Raw genomic sequence first — 17,468 nt, forward strand, 5'->3', positions numbered from 1 at the left:
GGGCCTTTCAGGCGAGGGCGAGGGTCGCGGCCGCGCGCGCCCGGCGCTCCACCCGGCCGAGGACGAGGACGGCGGCCAGGGCGTAGGCGGTGCCGAGGCCCACGGCGGCGAGCAGCGGCGTGAGCACGTCACCGCCGGAGGTCGCCGCGTGGACGGCCCGCGCGCCCCAGGTGGTGGGCAGCGCCCAGGAGATCGGGTGCGTCCAGGCGGGCAGCACGGTGACCGGCACGAGCAGGCCGGACAGCAGCCACACGGGCGTGTCGAGCGGGTTGGCCAGGGCGTTGGCGTTGCGCAGCAGGACGAAGGTGGCGGCGAGCAGCAGCCCCGTCATCCCGAGGGCGAGCACGCAGACCGGCACGGCGAGCAGGAAGAGCAGCGGGTGCGCGAAGTCCAGCGGCACCCCGAAGAGGACCACGCCCCACAGCACCGTCGCGCCCATCGCGTACGTGCCGATGACGGCGGTCGCGAGGGTGATCGGCAGCAGCACGAGCGCGAGCGGGGTCGGTGCGGCGACCAGGGTCTCCAGGGTGCCGAGCCAGCGCTGGTTCTGCACGGCGCCGCCCGAGCCGAAGAGCACCGAGCCCCAGATGCCCATGAGTCCGGCGCCGACGGAGGCGGTGAGCAGCCGGTCGGGGTCGCCGGCCGCACGGAACAGGTAGACGGCGAGGGTGGCGTAGACGAGCGGGACGAGCACGGCGAAGGTGATCTCGATCGGCGAGCGCGACATGTACGAGACGTGCGTGCGCACGCCGACGACGACGAGCCGCAGCAGCCGCGGGGCTCTGATCACGCGACCGCCTCCCGCGCCTGCGACTCCGCTTCCGGCTCCGTCTCGTCCGTGGCACCGCGCCGGGCCGCGTCCTCCACGATCGCGATGTAGGCGTCCTCCAGGGACGGTTCGCGGCTGACGACCCGTCCGACGCGCACGCCGTCGAGCGCCGCGAGGACCTGCGCGTGCGGTTCCGCGCCGCGGTCGCTCCGCACGGTGAGGGCCTGTGCCGTCCCGCGCTCCTCGACGGCGGCGCCGCGTACGCCGGGGATCCTGCGGACCCGGCCGAGCAGGTCCTCGTCCACGCCGTACACCTCGAACTCCAGGACGTCCAGGTCCCCGACCCGGGCCTTCAGGCTCTCGGGCGTGCCCAGGGCCCGGATCCGTCCGCCCGCGATGACGGCGATGCGGTCGCACAGTTCGTCGGCCTCGGCCATGTAGTGCGTGGTGAGCAGCACGGTGGTGCCCGCGGCCGCTAGGCCGGCGACGGTGCGGCGCAGGTCGCGGGCGGCGACGGGGTCGACGCCGATGGACGGCTCGTCGAGGAACAGCACGTCGGGGCGGTGCAGCAGCCCGCGGGCGATGTGGAGCCGCTGCCGCATGCCGCGCGAGTAGCCCTCGACGCGCTCCCGCTCACGGCCGGCGAGGCCGACCAGGTCGAGGAGTTCGGCGATGCGGCGCTTCTGGTCGCGGGCCTCGACGCCGTACAGCTCGGCGAAGTAGCGCAGGTTGTCGAGCGCGCTGAGCCGCTCGTACAGGCCGCGGTCACCGCCGAAGACGTATCCGATCCGCCGCCGTACGGCCACGGGCTCGCGGGCCACGTCGTGCCCGAACACCCGGGCCGTGCCGGAGGTCGGCAGGAGCAGGGTGTTGAGCATCTTGATGGTGGTGGTCTTCCCGGCACCGTTCGGCCCGAGCAGCCCGAACAGCTCCCCGGGGGCCACGTCGAAGGTGACCCCGCGCACGGCCTCGGTCCCGGTACGGCGCGGACGGAGCCATCCGGTCCGGCTGGTGTAGGTGCGGCGCAGCGCGTCCGCCTCGATCGCAAGCATGCGCCGGACGGTACGAGCGCGGGCGCCTGCCCGGCGAACGATTCGGGAGCCCCCGAATCGTCAGGCGGCCTCCGCCAGCACCCCTTCGCCGGCGAGCAGCGCGAGCAGCGAACGCCCGGTGTCCGTCAGCTCGTAGTAGACCGAACGTCCCACGCGGTGGCGGGTGACCACCTGTGCGCCGGTGAGCAGCGAGAGGTGCTCGGAGACGGTGCTGGGCGCCAGGCCGAGGCGGTCCGCGAGGCCGTGCGTGGTCAGCGGTCCGTCCAGCTCCCTGAGCACGGCGGCCCGGCCGCGGCCGAGGAGCAGCCCGAGCCGGTCGCCGCCGTCGGCGGGCGCGGCCGGGCGCTCGCGCAGCGCTCCGGCGCCCCTGGCCTGGAAGGACACGGCCAGCACCTCCGGGTCGTCGGTCGAGTAGAGCCGGCAGCCCTCGGCGAAGACCAGCGGCACCAGCACGAGCCGCCGCTCCCCCGCCGCGTACTCCACGTCCAGGTACTTCGTCAGTTCGAGCACGGGCCGCTCCCAGCGCCCCCGGCTCTCGAGCCCGCCGAACAGCGCGTCGACGCCCTCGGTGGCGAAGGTCCTGGCCCGGACGAGGACCTCGTCCTCCACGAGCCGGCGCATGACCGGCCAGTACGGCGCGATGGCCTCCTCCCACCAGGCGGCGTACGCGTCGGCGAGCGCCGCGCAGGCACCCTGCGGGTCCGTCAGGTACGGCCGCAGGAAGTCCTCTTCCGCCATGCCGGGGTAGCAGACGGCGGCCTGGGCGCGGACGAACTCCGGGTCAGTCGCCCTCAGCAGGTCCAGCTCCTCGTACACGTCGGCGGTGCCGACGGGCCGGGGCATCAGGAAGTCGGAGACCTCGTAACGCCCTTCGGCGAACAGGTCCCACAGCGGCCGCAGCCGGTCGTCCTCGCGCCACACCTCACGCGCGTGCCCCACCCACTCCTGGTACGGCCACGACGGGCTGCGCTGCGGGAGTTGCAGGTGGAGGGCGCAGAAGGCGTCCCGCAGCGGGCTCATCGCGATCCGGGTCGCACCGAGCGCGGCCTCGTCGAGCTCGATCCGTATCAAGCGGGCCCCTCTCCCGTCGCCGGCAGCAGGAAGCCCTCCTCGACCAGCAGCCGGATGGCCTGCGGGGTGCGGTCCCGCAGCAGGACCGGGTCCTCGCCGGTGAGCTGGCCGATGGCGTCGAGGATCCGGCCGGCGCTGAGGGTGCCGTCGCACACGCCCGCGAACCCGGCGGCGACGTGGTCGACGCGGGTGGCGCGGCGCATGCCCCGGTTCTGCCGCAGCAGCACGTGCTCCGGGTCCTCCGCACCGGGCAGGCCGACCTGCTCCTGCACGACCTCGGGCGCGAGGACGAAGCTGTCGGCGAGCAGCGCCGCGTCGTCGTGGCCGCGCAGGTAGTCCTGCCGCTCGAAGTGGGCCCGGACGGTGTCGCCGAGCGGCTGCTCGACGGGATGCGGCCATTCCTCGACGACGATCGAGGGCTCGACCCGGCCGGCGGCGACGGCGGCGTTCCTGCGGAGGGTGATCCAGCCGAAGCCGATGGCCTTGGTCTTGCCGGCCTCGAACTCGTCGAGCCAGCGCCCGTACGCCAGCCGGTACTCGTCCGGGTCGCCGCGGTGCTCGCCGCTGTCGCGCAGCCACAGCTCGGTGTACTGGGTGATGTCCTGGACCTCGCGCTGCACGATCCAGGCGTCGCAGCCGGCCGGCACCCACGAGCGGAGCCGGTCCTGCCACTCCTCGCCGTCGACGTGCTGCCAGTTGGCGAGGAACTGGGCGTATCCACCGTCGTTGAGGCGCTCTCCGGCCTGCTGCACGAGGGTGCGGCACAGGTCGTCGCCGGCCATGCCGCCGTCCCGGTAAGTCAGCCCGGCGCCGGGCGAGATCACGAACGGCGGGTTGGAGACGATCAGGTCGTACGTGTCGCCGTCGACCGGCTCGAACAGGGAGCCCTGCAGCAGCTCGGCGCCGCGCGCCCCGGAGAGGGCGAGGGTGAGCCGGGTGAAGTCGAGGGCGCGCGGGTTGAGGTCGGTCGCGGTGACCAGGGTGGCGTGCTGCGCGGCGTGCAGCGCCTGGATGCCGGACCCGGTGCCGAGGTCCAGCGCGGTGGCGACCGGGGTGCGGACGGTGATCCCGGCGAGGGTGGTGGAGGCCCCGCCGACACCGAGGACGACGCCTTCGTCCTTCTTCCCGATGCCGCCCGCGCCGCCGACGGCGCAGCCGAGGTCGGAGACGATGAACCAGTCCTCGCCGTCCGGTCCGCCGTACGGCCGGACGTCGACCGTGGCGTACACGGTGTCGTCCTCGCGGACCAGCCAGCCGTCGGCGAGCGCCTCCTCCAGGGGCAGCGCGGCGGCGGCCCGCTCCTGATCGACGGCGCGCTGGAGCAGGAAGAGACGGACGAGGGTCTCCAGCGGGGAGTCCCCGCGGGTGGCCCGCAGCGCGGGCACGGTCTCGCTGCGCGCGAGGGCCGCGTAGGCCTGGGCGCCGAGCAGGTCGAGCAGACCGTCGGCGGTGAAGTCGGCGGCGAGCAGGGCCTCGCGGAGTCGGGCGGCGTGCGTGGGCACCGGAAGGCTGGGGGTCGTGCTGGTCGTACTCACGTGCCCCATTGTGACGGCCGCCACCGACAACGGCAGCCACCGACGTCACCGGGCGGCCTCCGCACGGCCGGACGGGGCTGACGGGCCGGGCGCGGCCCGGGCACGCCGGACTGCGGGCGGGGCCCGCCCGGCGGCAAGGCCGGTCGGGCCTCGCCCGCGTCGCGACGGCGTTCCGCGCCTACTCCTCGCTCTTGGCCGAGGCCGAGGGCTTGGCGGAGGGCTTGGCCGAAGGCGCGGTGGAGCCGGTCGCCGGGGCTCCGGCCTTCGGGGAGGCGCTCGGCGGCAGCGACGCCTTGGGCGTCTGGCAGCCGGGCTGCTTGGCCATGGCCTGGCCGAGTTCGCCGGCCTGGAGCTTGGCGACGGCGTCCTGGTCCATGTTCTGGATCTTCGCCAGGTTGTCGGAGACGACCTTCAGGCCGTCGGCGAACTTCTGCTGGTTCGACGTGTCGAGCGCGTCGACCTGCTTCTTCAGTCCGTCGTAGGCCGTGGCCGTGGCGTTGAGCTCCTTGATGGCGTCCTGCTGGATCTTCTCGCCGTTCTCGACCGGCGGCACGCCGGAGCTCTCGACGGCCTTGGCGAGCGCCCGGTCGGCGTCGGCGATGTCCTGGAAGGCCTTCGAGTCTGCGGCCTTGATCGCCTCCGGCTTGCTGTCGGCCGCCGTGGAGATGATCAGCTGGTTGGCGTTGGCCCGCTTCTGGATCTGCGGCTGCGCCTGGTCGCAGAACGTCTTGGCCCAGTCGTTGACCTTGTCGCCCTCGTCGTCGCTGCAACCGGACAGCACGAGCACCAGTACCGCGCCGCCGGACAGTGCGGCCGCAAGCTTCTTGTTCACCGGATCGGTCCCTTCCAAGGCTCTCGGCCCCGGAACATACACGCCGCACGGAGGACTTCCGCCGATCGTGCGACCGATTCATCCGATATTGCAGCCGTTTGAACCAAGAAGACAGGGGCGGACGTCACGTCAGAACGTCTCGCCCGCCCCTGCTTTGACGGTGTCTCATCACTTCATGCCCGACGCCCTGTTACGCGCCGGCGCCGGAGCCTGCCCTTCCGGAGCGACGGCGACGTTCTCCCGCGGAGAGACGGCGACGCCTCCTGTGGAGAGACGGCGGCGCCCCCTCCGGTGCTCCTACGGAGTGACGGCAGCGTCCTTCGAGGAGCCGTTCCGTTCCGCCGAACCGTCCCCGACGGCCACGGACCGCCGCTTGGACACCCGTACCGCCGCCACGATGACGACGAACGCGAGCAGGGCGACCAGCGCCCGCAGCCAGGGGTTGGCGTCGTCCCCGTAACCGAACTGCACGACGGCGGGGGCGATCAGCAGCGCCACCAGGTTCATCACCTTGAGGAGCGGGTTGATCGCCGGTCCCGCGGTGTCCTTGAAGGGATCGCCGACGGTGTCACCGATGACCGTCGCGGCATGCGCGTCGCTGCCCTTGCCGCCGTGGTGGCCGTCCTCGACCAGCTTCTTCGCGTTGTCCCAGGCACCGCCGGAGTTGGCGAGGAACACAGCCATCAGCGCGCCCGTGCCGATGGCACCGGCGAGATACGCCCCGAGCGCGCCGACCCCGAGGGTGAAGCCGACCGCGATCGGGGCCATCACGGCCAGCAGACCGGGCGTGGCGAGCTCGCGCAGGGCGTCCTTGGTGCAGATGTCGACGACCCGCCCGTACTCGGGCTTCTCGGTGTAGTCCATGATCCCGGGGTGCTCGCGGAACTGCCGCCGCACCTCGTACACCACGGCACCGGCCGACCGGGACACGGCGTTGATCGCGAGCCCGGAGAAGAGGAACACGACGGCGGCGCCGAGCACCATGCCGAAGAGGTTGTTGGGCTGGGAGATGTCCATGGAGAGGTTCATCCCGCTCGCCTTCGCCCCGACGTCGGCGACGGCGGTCGCGATGGCGTCCCGGTAGGAGCCGAACAGCGCCGACGCCGCGAGGACGGCGGTGGCGATCGCGATGCCCTTGGTGATCGCCTTCGTGGTGTTGCCGACGGCGTCGAGGTCGGTCAGCACCTGTGCTCCGGCGCCCTGCACGTCACCGGACATCTCCGCGATGCCCTGGGCGTTGTCGGAGACCGGGCCGAAGGTGTCCATGGCGACGATCACACCGACGGTGGTGAGCAGCCCGGTGCCGGCGAGGGCGACCGCGAACAGCGCGAGCATGATCGAGGCGCCGCCGAGCAGGAAGGCCCCGTAGACGGCGAGGCCGATCAGCAGCGCCGTGTAGACGGCCGACTCCAGACCGATGGAGACGCCGGCGAGGACGACGGTGGCGGGGCCGGTCAGCGAGGACTTGCCGATGTCACGGACCGGGCGCCGGCCGGTCTCGGTGAAGTAGCCGGTCAGCTGCTGGATCAGCGCGGCGAGCACGATGCCGATGGCGACCGCCACCAGGGCGAGCACGCGCGGGTCGCCGTCGTGCGCGGGGATGCCGGGCTCGGTGACGCCCTCGAGCTCGGCGTAGGAGGACGGAAGGTACGTGAAGACGGCGACGGCGACGAGCGCGAGCGAGATCACCGCGGACAGGAAGAAGCCGCGGTTGATGGCGGTCATCCCGCTCCGGTCGGCGCGCCGCGGAGCCACCGCGAAGATGCCGATCATCGCGGTGACCACGCCGATCGCCGGCACCATCAGCGGGAAGGCGAGACCGAGGTCGCCGAACGCGGCCTTGCCGAGGATCAGCGCGGCGACCAGCGTCACGGCGTACGACTCGAAGAGGTCGGCGGCCATGCCGGCGCAGTCGCCGACGTTGTCGCCCACGTTGTCGGCGATGGTGGCGGCGTTGCGCGGGTCGTCCTCGGGGATGCCCTGCTCGACCTTGCCGACGAGGTCCGCGCCGACGTCGGCGGCCTTGGTGAAGATGCCGCCGCCGACCCTCATGAACATCGCGATGAGGGCGGCGCCGAGCCCGAATCCCTCCAGGACCTTCGGCGCGTCGGCGGCGTAGACGAGGACCACGCAGGAGGCGCCGAGCAGACCGAGCCCGACGGTGAACATGCCGACCACACCACCGGTGCGGAAGGCGATCTTCATCGCCTTGTGGGCGACCGAGGTCAGGTCCTTCTCCGGTTCGCCCTCGGCCGGAGTGGCCTCCCGGGCCGCCGCGGCCACCCTTACGTTCGCGCGTACGGCGAGCCGCATTCCCACATATCCGGTGACCGCCGAGAAAAGCGCGCCCACCAGGAAGAACAGAGAGCGTCCGGCCCGCTGCGACCAGTTGTCGGCCGGCAGCAGGAACAGCAGGAAGAACACGACGACGGCGAAGACGCCGAGGGTGCGCAGCTGCCGGGCGAGATAGGCGTTCGCTCCTTCCTGCACGGCGGCCGCGATCTCGCGCATCTTCTCCGTGCCCTCGCCGGCCGCGAGGACCTGCCGTACGAGGAGCTGTGCCACGACCAGCGCCGCGAGCGCGACGGCCGCGACGACGACCACGATCACGCGGTTCTCCTCGGTGAGCACCGCGGCTGCTAGACCCGCCATTCCGTCCTCCTTGACGTCGAGGGGTCAAGACAAGGCGGATTGTAAGGAGGGAAACCTGATCAAAACAGGGCGCCGCAATGGTAATTCCCGAATACCTCACAAGTGAGGCCGAATGCGGTAATGGGCCCAAAGCATTCGTGGCCGATCGTGGCGTCGGGGAATGAAAAGAGGCCCTGCGGGGCAGGGCCTCTTCTCGCGTTCTCAGGTTCTCGAAAGTCGCGCTCTCGGGCGCGAGGGCGCCGGGCCGCTCTCCCGGCACCTCTGTGCCGGGCCGTCGCGGCCTGCGCGCCCCACGAGACGTTCGGGGCCTCGCGTGGCGTCGGGGGCCTCGCCCCCGGTCAGCCGAGCGGGGCGTCCGGGTTGGCGGGCCAGCTCATCCTGATGGTGCCGCCTTCCTCGCCGGCGCTCACCTCCACGTCGTCGACGAGCCCGCGGATCACCGCGAGACCCATCTCGTCCTCACCGTCGGCATCGTCGAAGTCCTCGGCCGGCGCCGCGTCACGCGCGCCGGGCACCCCGGCGGCGTCGGCCGCCGCCACACCCGCGCCCGGCACCTCGTCGCCGACCTCGATGGAGAAGGTCTTCTCCTCCTCGGTCAGCACGACCCGGACAGGGGTGGTGACCCCGTTGCTGCGGTGCAGCCCGACCGCACGGGAACAGGCCTCTCCGACGGCGAGCCGGACCTCGTCGAGGACCGCCTCGTCGACCCCGGCCCGGCGCGCCACCGCGGCCGCCACGAGGCGTGCCGTGCGGACGTGCTCGGGCTGGGCGCTGAAGAGGAGTTCAACGGTCGCCATGTGATCCCCCTGGGGTTCTCGGCTGCTGAACGGGGCGAGGGCTGCGCCTGGCCTCAGTCAGCGGCGTTGACGGCCTCGTCCACCGAGGTGTGAATCGGGAACACCTTGGTGAGGCCGGTGATCCGGAAGATCTTGAGAATGCGCTCCTGGTTGCACACCAGTCGCAGCGATCCCTCATGCGCGCGCACGCGCTTCAGACCGCCCACAAGCACGCCGAGGCCGGTCGAGTCGAGGAAGTCCACGCCTTCCATGTCGACAACCAGGTGGTAGCTGCCGTCGTTCACCAACTCGACCAACTGCTCGCGCAGCTTGGGCGCGGTATACACATCAATCTCGCCACCGACCTCGACGACCGTACGGTCGCCGTTGGGGCCGGGCACAGTGCGAGTCGACAGAGACAGGTCCACGGGTCCTCCAGCACCTAGCTATCGAGCGGCCGTCCCTCGGGTCTCCCGGGCGGAGCCACGGGACGGATCGCCGGCCGCGATGGCATTCAATCACTTACCGGCAGCCATGCACGACGCCTTGGGAGCATTGTCCGTCATGCCGGTGACACACTCGGTGCCGATGGCCAAGAATCACCGCCCCAGCCGACCCGCCGGAGACACGGGCAGCCGCCCCTCTCCCGGCGAGGTCCTCGACCGGCTTTCGCGAGGCGAGAGCCGGGCCGCGCGCATCACTCATACGGAGCATCTGCCCGCCCGTGCGGGCCGTCATGCCGTCTGGCCGCACCGCATCCGGGCGGAAGTGATCTCAGCCGTCGAGAAGGCAGGGATCGAGCACCCCTGGGCCCACCAGGCGGAAGCCGCCGAGCACGCCCTGGACGGCACCTCCGTGGTGATCGCCACAGGAACCGCCTCGGGCAAGTCGCTCGCCTATCTCACCCCCGTGCTCTCCACCCTCCTTGACGGCAGCGAGGCCGCGAACGGGCGCGGCGCCACCGCCCTGTACCTCGCCCCGACCAAGGCGCTCGCCGCCGACCAGCGGCGCGCCGTGCGCGAACTCGCCGCCCCGCTCGGCAACCGGATCCGTCCCGCCGTCTACGACGGCGACACCCCGGTCGAGGAACGCGAGTGGGTCCGCCAGTACGCGAACTACGTCCTCACCAACCCCGACATGCTCCACCGGGGCATACTCCCGTCCCACCCCCGCTGGTCCTCCTTCCTGCGCTCCCTCCGCTATGTCGTCGTCGACGAGTGCCACACCTACCGGGGCGTCTTCGGCTCCCACGTCGCCCAGGTGCTGCGCCGCCTCCGCCGGATCTGCGCCCGTTACGGCTCCGAGCCGGTGTTCCTGCTCGCCTCGGCCACCTCCGCGGACCCGGCCCTCGCCGCCGGCCGGCTCACCGGCCTGCCGGTCACCGAGGTCTCCGACGACGCCTCCCCCCGCGGCGAACTGGTCTTCGCCCTGTGGGAGCCTCCGCTGACCGAGCTCCACGGCGAGCAGGGAGCCCCGGTCCGCCGCACCGCCACCGCCGAGACCGCCGACCTGCTGACCGACCTCGCGGTGCAGGGCGTCCGCTCGGTCGCCTTCGTCCGCTCCCGGCGCGGCGCCGAACTGATCTCGGTGATCGCCCAGGAACGCCTCGCCGAGGTCGACCGCACCCTCGCCCGTCGGGTCGCCGCGTACCGGGGCGGCTACCTGCCCGAGGAGCGGCGCGCCCTGGAGCGGGCCCTGCACTCCGGCGAGCTCCTCGGCCTGGCCGCGACGACCGCCCTGGAGCTGGGCGTCGACGTCTCCGGCCTGGACGCCGTCGTGATCGCCGGCTACCCGGGCACCCGCGCCTCCCTGTGGCAGCAGGCCGGCCGCGCCGGACGCTCCGGCGAGGGCGCGCTCGCGGTCCTCGTCGCCCGCGACGACCCGCTGGACACCTTCCTGGTCCACCACCCCGAGGCGATCTTCCAGCAGCCCGTCGAGTCGACCGTCCTCGACCCCGACAACCCCTACGTCCTCGCCCCCCATCTGTGCGCCGCCGCGGCCGAGCTACCGCTGACCGAGTCCGACGTGGCCCTCTTCGGCCCGGCCGTGCCCGACCTGCTGCCCCAGCTGGAGTCCGCCGGCCTGCTGCGCCGCCGCTCCACCGGCTGGTACTGGACCCGCCGCGAGCGGGCCGCCGACCTCACCGACATCCGGGGCGGTGGCGGCAGCCCCGTGCGCATCGTCGAGGCCGGCACCGGCCGGCTCCTCGGCACGGTCGACGAGGCCGCCTCCCACGCCGCCGTCCACGAGGGCGCCGTCCACCTTCACCAGGGCCGCACCTATCTCGTCCGCGAGCTCGACCTGAAGGACTCCGTGGCCCTCGTCGAAGAGGCGAACCCGCCCTACTCGACCACCGCCCGCGACACCACCTCCATCTCCGTCCTGTCCACCGACACCGAGATCCCGTGGGGAGCCGGCCGCCTCTGCTACGGCTCCGTCGAGGTCACCAACCAGGTCGTCTCCTTCCTCCGCCGCCGCCTGATCACCGGCGAGGTGCTCGGCGAGACCAAGCTCGACCTGCCGCCCCGCACCCTGCGCACCCGGGCCGTGTGGTGGACGGTCACCGAGGACCAGCTCGACGCCGCCCGGATCAACCCGGAGATCCTCGGCGGCGCCCTGCACGCCGCCGAGCACGCCTCCATCGGCATGCTGCCGCTCTTCGCCACGTGCGACCGCTGGGACATCGGCGGCGTCTCCGTCCCGCTCCACCCCGACACCCTGCTGCCGACCGTCTTCGTCTACGACGGCCACCCCGGCGGCGCCGGCTTCGCCGAACGCGCCTTCCACACCGCCCGGGCCTGGCTCACCGCCACCCGGGAGGCCATCGCCTCCTGCGAGTGCGACGCCGGCTGCCCCTCCTGCATCCAGTCCCCCAAATGCGGCAACGGCAACGACCCCCTTCACAAACGCGGCGCAGTCCGCCTCCTCACGGAGCTCTTGCGGGGCGCCCCCGAGGAGGCCGCGGCGAAGGAGACGCCTGGGGACGGCGTGTCCTCGGCCGACACACCCGCGGACACCGCCTCTGCGGGACCCGCAGACGGACCGTGCTGACGCCCGAGGACGGGGCCCAGGGTCTCTGTCCCCGTCCGGCGGATCACGGCTGGCTTGACCCCAGCTGGCTGCGGGTCGGTCAGTCCTGGGCGGGTCGGCTAGTCCCGGTCGGCTAGTCGGCTAGTCCTGGGCAGGTCAGCTAGTCCCTGACGGGTCAGCTGGTCCCGGGCTCGTCCCTGACGGGTCAGCTGATCCCGGACGGGCTGGTTAGACCGGGGCGGGTCAGGCCCTGGTGGAGAACCGGGCCCAGGAAGAGAGCCCGGCTCAGAGGACCAGGCCCTGGAAAAGAGCCCGGCACAGTGGGCCGATCGAGCGAGGCGGGTGGCTCCGGGGTGACGGGCGCGCCCAAGCAGGTGGGCGAGCCCGGGGCGGCTGGTGGGCTCAGGCCGATGGCGGGATCCGGACCGATGGGCGGGCTCGGGTCGGCCGGTGGGCTCAGGCCGATGGCGGGTTCCGGACCGATGGGCGGGCTCGGGTCGGCCGGTGGGCTCAGGCCGATGGCGGGATCCGGACCGATGGGCGGGCTCGGGTCGGCCGGTGGGCTCAGGCCGACCTTGAGCCCATGCCTGTGGCCGGGCCTGGACCGGTGGGCGAGCGCCTGCCAGCACGGGATATCGGGTCGGCGGGAGACGTTAGGCCGTTAGGAGACGTCGAGCTGGTGGGTGGCGTTAGGCCAAGAGGTGACGGCGGGGCGGCGGGAGACGTTCGGCCGGTAGGAGATGTCGGGCTGGTGGGCGGGCCCGCGCGGGCCCGGGACTCGGGGTTCCATGGAGGGTGCGCGACGCGCGTGGTGACGTCGGCGACGTCCTCTCGGACGTGGCAGCGGACCAGGGTGGCGCCCTGTGCCTCCGCGACGCGGGCCGCGGCCGCGCAGGCGTCCTGCTCGCCCCACAGGCCACGGCCGGCGGCGGCGAGGGCCGCCAGGTCGGCGGCCGCGCCCGCGCGGTGACGGGCCGCGACGGCCTGGCCGAGTGCGAGCACCGCGCCGAACACGACGCAGAGTGCGCAGGCCGCGAAAGCGGTCCACACCGTGGCCGCACCCCGATCGGCCGAACGGATCCGGCGGACGCTCCTCACGGCATCGCCTCCCCGACCGTGTCCTCGGCGAGCGCCGCCGCCCCGGCCCGCAACGTGAGCCCCAGGCCGCCGGGCCCCGGCGCGGCCGCCTCGACGTTCACCCGCCAGAGCTCGCCCTCCCGTGCCACGGTGACGGTCGCGCCCTCGGGAGCCGCGGCCCGGGCCGCGGCCTCGGCGGCCGGGACGGGCTCGGAGCGGGCGACCGCCCGGGCACCGGCCCTGGCCGCGTCCACGCACTGGATCTGCGCGGCGGCCGCGGCCAGCCCCCACAGCAGGGCCGCGGTGAACAGGACGAGGGCGGGCAGCGCGACCGCCGTCTCCGCGGTCACGGATCCCCGGTCAGAACGGCGCATCGAGAGCCTTCCCGATCACCGATTCCAGCGCCTTGCTCACCGTGCCGCTGGTGAGCACCTTGTACAGCACGGCCGCGAAGGCCGCGGCGGCGATCGTGCCCATCGCGTATTCCGTCGTGCTCATGCCGGTGTCGCGGCGTGCCGCAGCCGTCCGGGCCCGCCACCATCCGAGCAGCCGGCTCCCTCCGCCCCCGCGCTTACCGAACTGCCTGACCTGATGGGCACGACTGTCGTGACCGACCTGACTGATCTTCATTTCCGGACCTCCTCGTGATCTCTCATCCACTTCGCTCTCACCGGCCGCCGAGCAGTCCGTTCGCGAGGCCGATCACCACCGGAGCCACACCGACCGCCAGGAACGCGGGCAGAAAGCACAGCCCGACCGGCGCGGTGATCAGCACCTCGGCGCGCTGCGCGCGGGCTGCCGCCGCTCGGGCGCGGGCCGCGCGCAGTGCCTCCGCGTGGCGTGCCACGGCATCGGCCGCGGGCGCCCCGGAGGAGGCCGCGCGTTCCAGGCAGCGGGCCAGCCCTTCCGCGCCGGGTATCTCGCCGAACCTCCGCCACACATCGGCCGGTTCGCCGCCGAGCCTCAGTTCGGCGGCGGTGCGGACGAGCCGCTCGCCCACCGGCCCGCCCAGCGACCGGCCCACCGCGTCCGCGGAATCCCCGGGCGGCGCCCCGGCGGAGGCGCACGCCGCCAACAGGTCGGCGGCAAGGGGCAGCTGACGTGCCACCTCCTCGTCCTGCACCTCCTGCACGTCCTGCGGCCGCCGTGCCCGCCATCGCCACAGCGCCCAGGCGGTGCCGGCTCCGACCAGACACCCGGGGAATCCGCCGATCAGCACGAACCCGGCGAGACCCGCCGCACACGGCACGCCCCAGGGCCGTACCCGATGCAGAAGCACCGGTCTCCGCCTGCTCTCCGGCGACCGTCCCGGCGGCTTCCCCACTCCCAGCAGGGCCGCCGACCGTGCGCGCGCCCGCCGGTCGCGGCGCCGGCCGACCAGGGCCAGGACCGCTGCCACGAGAGCACACAGGACGGCGAGGACAGCTGTCACAGCCGCTCGCCTCCCCGCACGATCCGGGCCGCCCACCACAACCCCGCCGCCTCCAGAGCGCCGCCCAGGGCCAGGCAGGCGAGACCCGCGGGCGTGTGGAGCAGCACCCACAACGGGCGGGCTCCGAGTGCGGCTCCGAGTCCGAGTCCGGCGACGGGCAGGACCGCGAGGACGGCCACCGTCGCCCAGGCCCCGGCCAGTTGGGCCCGCAGCCGCTCCCGCTGCTCCTGGTGGGCCCGCAGCGCGGCCTCCAGCCGGTCAAGGCCCGCGGCGAGGCCCGCTCCACCGTCCACGGCGACCTGCCAGCAGGCAGCCATCCCGGCCAGTCCCTCGGCACCGTCGCTGCGGGCCGCCCGGCGCAGCGCCTCCGGCACATCCCCGCCGAAACGGGCCGCCGCGAGAACCGCCGCCTCCTGGCCGCCGAGCGCACCCGTGGTGCGCGCGGCGAAGGCCAGCGCCTGGGCGGGCTGCCAGCCGGCCCTCAGCTCTCCCGCGACCGTCCCGCACAGGGCGACGACCCCATCGGCGCGTGCCTTCCGCTCCCGTCGGGCCCGCGCCGCCCCGAGCCGGCGTCCGGTCAACGGCACCGCGACCGCCCCCGCGACCAGCGGCAGCGGCGAGGAGCCGAGCAACGCGCACACCGCCGCCACCGGCAGACACAGCCACTCCCGCCGGCCACGCAGCCTGCTCCACCAGCGCGCGGCGACCGCGGGCGCCACGGCCCCGGTCCAGGTCCAGGTCTCCACCGGCCCTCCCGGCGCCGCCAGGACCGCACGGGCCCTGCGGGCCGCCCGCTCCTGCCGGGCCGTCCACCACAGCGCGAGAACCGCGCACAACACCGCCGCGCCCGTCGTCGTCACCGTCCGCCCCCGATCAGCGACCGCAGCCGCTCCCAGCCCCGCTCCTGCTGAAAGCCGCCTGGTGCCCAGGTCAGCGCGGGAACGGTCACCACCAGCCCCTCCCGGTCCCGTTCGAGAACGTGGACCTCGGCGATCCGCCGAAGTCCGGAACGGTCCCGTACCAGGTGCAGCACCGCCGAGAGACCGGCACCCAGCTGGCTGTGCAGCGCGGCACGGTCGAGCCCGGCGGCCGTGCCCAGCGCCTCCAGCCGGGCGGGCACGTCGGCGGCCGCGTTGGCGTGGACCGTGCCGCAGCCTCCTTCGTGGCCCGTGTTGAGGGCGGCGAGCAGGTCAACGGCTTCCGGACCGCGGACCTCGCCGACCACAAGCCGGTCAGGCCGCATCCGCAGCGCCTGCCGCACCAGGTCCCGGAGGGTGACGAGCCCCGCGCCCTCCTGGTTCGGCGGGCGAGCCTCCAGACGCACCACGTGCGGGTGGTCGGGGCGCAGTTCGGCCGAGTCCTCGGCGACGACGATCCGTTCGCGCGGACCGACCAGGCCGAGCAAGGTGGACAGCAGAGTCGTCTTGCCCGAGCCCGTGCCGCCGCTGACGAGGAAGGAGACCCGGGCCTCGACCAGCGCCCGCAGCACCGGCTCGCCGCCCGGCGGGACGGTGCCCGCATCGGCCAACTCCCCCACGGAGAACGCCCTCGGCCGCACCACCCGCAGCGAAAGGCAGGTCGAGCCGACGGCGACCGGCGGCAGCACGGCGTGCATGCGGGTGCCGTCCGGAAGCCGCGCGTCCACCCAGGGCCTGGCGTCGTCGAGCCGGCGACCCGCGACCGCCGCGAGCCGCTGCGCCAGGCGCCGTACCGCCGCGGCGTCGGGGAAGGTCACCCCGGTCGCCTCGAGTCCGGTACCGCGGTCCACCCAGACCCGGTCGGGCGCGGAGACCAGGACGTCGGTCACCCTCGGGTCGGCGAGCAGCGGCTCCAGCGGCCCCGTGCCGATCAGTTCGCACCGCAGTTCCTCCGCCGCGCCCAGCACCTCGGCATCGCCGAGCAGCCGTCCCTGCGCTCGCAGGGCCGCCGCGACGCGCGCCGGGGTCGGTTCGGCACCGCTCTCGGCGAGCCGCTGACGCACGGCGTCGAGAAGTCCCGTCCCGCTCATGCCACACGCTCCGGGACGAGGACGCGCTCCCAGAAGGCGGAGCTGAAGCGGGCGAGGCCGCCGCGAACCTCGGAGCCCGGCGGAGGTCCGCCGTCTCCGGCCGTCGCGAGGCCCGTGTCGCAGGGCAGTTCGCCCGCGAGGGGGAGCCCGAGGGCGTCGGCGATCCACTGCTCGTCGAGCCCGGGCGCGTAGGGCCCGCGTACGACGGCGCGCAGATCGCGCAGCACGGTGCCGACGGCTCCGGCCATCCGCTGGGCGGCGGCGACGGCCCGCAGCTCGCCCGGGACGACGAGCAGGCCGAGGTCGAGCTGGGCGAGCGCCTCGGTGACGCCGTCGTCGATCCGACGGGGCAGGTCGACCACGACGACGCCGTCACGCCGCCGGCCGGCGGCGAGGACCGAGCGCATCGCTTCGGGCGGCACGAGCACCGGGTCGCCCCGGTCCCAGCTCAGCACCCGCAGCCCGCGCACCGTCGGCAGCGACTCCTCCAGGGCCGCGCCCGCGACCCGTCCCTTGGATGCGGCGAAGTCGGGCCACCGCCGCCCTGCGGCGCGCTCGCCGCCGAGCAGCACGTCGAGTCCGCCGCCGAGCGGGTCGGCGTCGACGAGGAGGGTGCGCTGCCCTGCCCGGACGGCGGCGAGCGACAGCGCGCAGGCCAGCGTGGAGGCTCCCGCGCCACCGCGACCGCCGATGACGCCGACGGTCAGCGCCTGCCGCCCTGCGCCCTCGACAGCGTCGGCGATGAGGTCGACGACACGGCCCTCGTCGTCGGGCAGGGTCAGCGCGTCCTCCGCGCCGATCCGGACGGCGCGCCGCCACACGCCTGAGTCACCGGGGTCTCGTGCGACCAGCAGCACTCCCGGCCTACGGGTGGCGCCGCGGCAGCGGGCCGCCGCATCGTCGCCGACGAGGACGAGGGGCGGGTCGGTCCAGGCGGCCCGGCGCTCGGGCACGGTGTGGTGCACCTCGGGCTCGGCGCCCGCGGCGGCGCACAGCCGCAGCAGGTCGTCGAGAAGTGCCAGGTCCTCGGTGACGAGCAGCGGCCGGGCCGGCCGCCCGCTTCCGTCCCCCACACCCGCGCCCACGCCCGGGCCGGCGCTCGCTCGCGATCCCATGGCCGCTCCCGCGACCGCACCCACCACCGCCGCGCCTCGCGCCGACGTTCCGGAAGTCTTCGGTCCCTCCACGGCACACCCCTCACCTGATTCCTACGGTTCGCGGACTTCGCGACCGG

The 17,468-nt window shown here is 73.9% G+C and carries 16 protein-coding genes and 1 pseudogene; 1 reads left to right on the forward strand and 16 read right to left on the reverse strand.

Annotated elements, in window-relative coordinates:
* Positions 1–7: 7 nt before the first annotated feature.
* The 8 genes from ACFY8W_RS17630 to ACFY8W_RS17665 form a co-directional block, all read right to left on the reverse strand.
* Positions 8–790, reverse strand: a complete 783-nt coding sequence (locus tag ACFY8W_RS17630) for an ABC transporter permease (protein WP_391105804.1) — start codon at positions 788–790, stop codon at positions 8–10.
* Positions 787–1,821, reverse strand: a complete 1,035-nt coding sequence (locus ACFY8W_RS17635) for an ATP-binding cassette domain-containing protein (protein ID WP_391105806.1) — start codon at positions 1,819–1,821, stop codon at positions 787–789. The genes ACFY8W_RS17630 and ACFY8W_RS17635 overlap by 4 nt, the downstream gene beginning before the upstream one ends.
* 60 nt (positions 1,822–1,881) lie before the next feature.
* Positions 1,882–2,892, reverse strand: a complete 1,011-nt coding sequence (locus ACFY8W_RS17640) for a helix-turn-helix domain-containing protein (protein WP_391105808.1) — start codon at positions 2,890–2,892, stop codon at positions 1,882–1,884.
* Complete coding sequence (locus ACFY8W_RS17645) at positions 2,889–4,436, reverse strand: methyltransferase (RefSeq protein ID WP_391105810.1); 1,548 nt, start codon at positions 4,434–4,436, stop codon at positions 2,889–2,891. The genes ACFY8W_RS17640 and ACFY8W_RS17645 overlap by 4 nt, the downstream gene beginning before the upstream one ends.
* A 169-nt stretch (positions 4,437–4,605) precedes the next feature.
* On the reverse strand, positions 4,606–5,259 hold the full coding sequence (locus tag ACFY8W_RS17650; RefSeq protein ID WP_391105812.1) for a small secreted protein: 654 nt from the start codon (positions 5,257–5,259) through the stop codon (positions 4,606–4,608).
* A 297-nt stretch (positions 5,260–5,556) separates the two neighbouring features.
* Positions 5,557–7,911, reverse strand: coding sequence for a sodium-translocating pyrophosphatase (locus ACFY8W_RS17655; RefSeq protein ID WP_391105814.1), 2,355 nt, complete (start codon positions 7,909–7,911; stop codon positions 5,557–5,559).
* Between the two features lie 338 nt (positions 7,912–8,249).
* Positions 8,250–8,708, reverse strand: a complete 459-nt coding sequence (locus tag ACFY8W_RS17660; protein WP_391105816.1) for an ATP-binding protein — start codon at positions 8,706–8,708, stop codon at positions 8,250–8,252.
* Positions 8,709–8,761: 53 nt separating this feature from the next.
* Positions 8,762–9,115, reverse strand: coding sequence for an STAS domain-containing protein (locus tag ACFY8W_RS17665; RefSeq protein ID WP_384408645.1), 354 nt, complete (start codon positions 9,113–9,115; stop codon positions 8,762–8,764).
* Positions 9,116–9,194: 79 nt separating this feature from the next.
* Here ACFY8W_RS17665 and ACFY8W_RS17670 point away from each other — a divergent pair, with 79 nt between their 5' ends.
* Positions 9,195–11,738, forward strand: coding sequence for a DEAD/DEAH box helicase (locus tag ACFY8W_RS17670; RefSeq protein ID WP_391105818.1), 2,544 nt, complete (start codon positions 9,195–9,197; stop codon positions 11,736–11,738).
* A 640-nt stretch (positions 11,739–12,378) separates the two neighbouring features.
* Here ACFY8W_RS17670 and ACFY8W_RS17675 read toward each other — a convergent pair.
* The 8 genes and pseudogenes from ACFY8W_RS17675 to ssd all read right to left on the reverse strand — a co-directional run bounded on the left by ACFY8W_RS17675 (position 12,379) and on the right by ssd (position 17,349).
* Positions 12,379–12,507 (reverse strand): hypothetical protein, encoded by a 129-nt coding sequence (locus ACFY8W_RS17675; protein ID WP_391106933.1) that lies wholly within the window; start codon positions 12,505–12,507, stop codon positions 12,379–12,381.
* A gap of 26 nt (positions 12,508–12,533) precedes the next feature.
* Positions 12,534–12,815 (reverse strand): annotated as a pseudogene (locus ACFY8W_RS17680) (Rv3654c family TadE-like protein); the annotation flags it as partial.
* Positions 12,812–13,144: a TadE family type IV pilus minor pilin gene (locus ACFY8W_RS17685; RefSeq protein ID WP_391105820.1), complete on the reverse strand. Its 333-nt coding sequence runs from the start codon at positions 13,142–13,144 to the stop codon at positions 12,812–12,814. The gene ACFY8W_RS17685 and the pseudogene ACFY8W_RS17680, both read right to left, overlap by 4 nt.
* A 10-nt stretch (positions 13,145–13,154) precedes the next feature.
* Complete coding sequence (locus ACFY8W_RS17690) at positions 13,155–13,424, reverse strand: DUF4244 domain-containing protein (protein WP_391105822.1); 270 nt, start codon at positions 13,422–13,424, stop codon at positions 13,155–13,157.
* Positions 13,425–13,461: 37 nt separating this feature from the next.
* Positions 13,462–14,226 carry a type II secretion system F family protein gene (locus ACFY8W_RS17695; protein ID WP_391105824.1) on the reverse strand — a complete coding sequence of 255 codons (765 nt, stop codon included), beginning with the start codon at positions 14,224–14,226 and terminating at the stop codon, positions 13,462–13,464.
* Positions 14,223–15,086: a type II secretion system F family protein gene (locus ACFY8W_RS17700; protein WP_391105826.1), complete on the reverse strand. Its 864-nt coding sequence runs from the start codon at positions 15,084–15,086 to the stop codon at positions 14,223–14,225. The genes ACFY8W_RS17695 and ACFY8W_RS17700 overlap by 4 nt, the downstream gene beginning before the upstream one ends.
* Positions 15,083–16,234, reverse strand: coding sequence for a TadA family conjugal transfer-associated ATPase (locus ACFY8W_RS17705; protein WP_391105828.1), 1,152 nt, complete (start codon positions 16,232–16,234; stop codon positions 15,083–15,085). The genes ACFY8W_RS17700 and ACFY8W_RS17705 overlap by 4 nt, the downstream gene beginning before the upstream one ends.
* Entirely contained in the window at positions 16,231–17,349 is a 1,119-nt protein-coding gene (gene ssd / locus ACFY8W_RS17710; RefSeq protein ID WP_391105830.1) for a septum site-determining protein Ssd, read from the reverse strand. Before ssd ends, ACFY8W_RS17705 begins: the two co-directional genes overlap by 4 nt.
* Positions 17,350–17,468 lie beyond the last annotated feature (119 nt).

Source organism: Streptomyces sp. NPDC012637 (assembly GCF_042954805.1).
Taxonomy (GTDB): domain Bacteria; phylum Actinomycetota; class Actinomycetes; order Streptomycetales; family Streptomycetaceae; genus Streptomyces.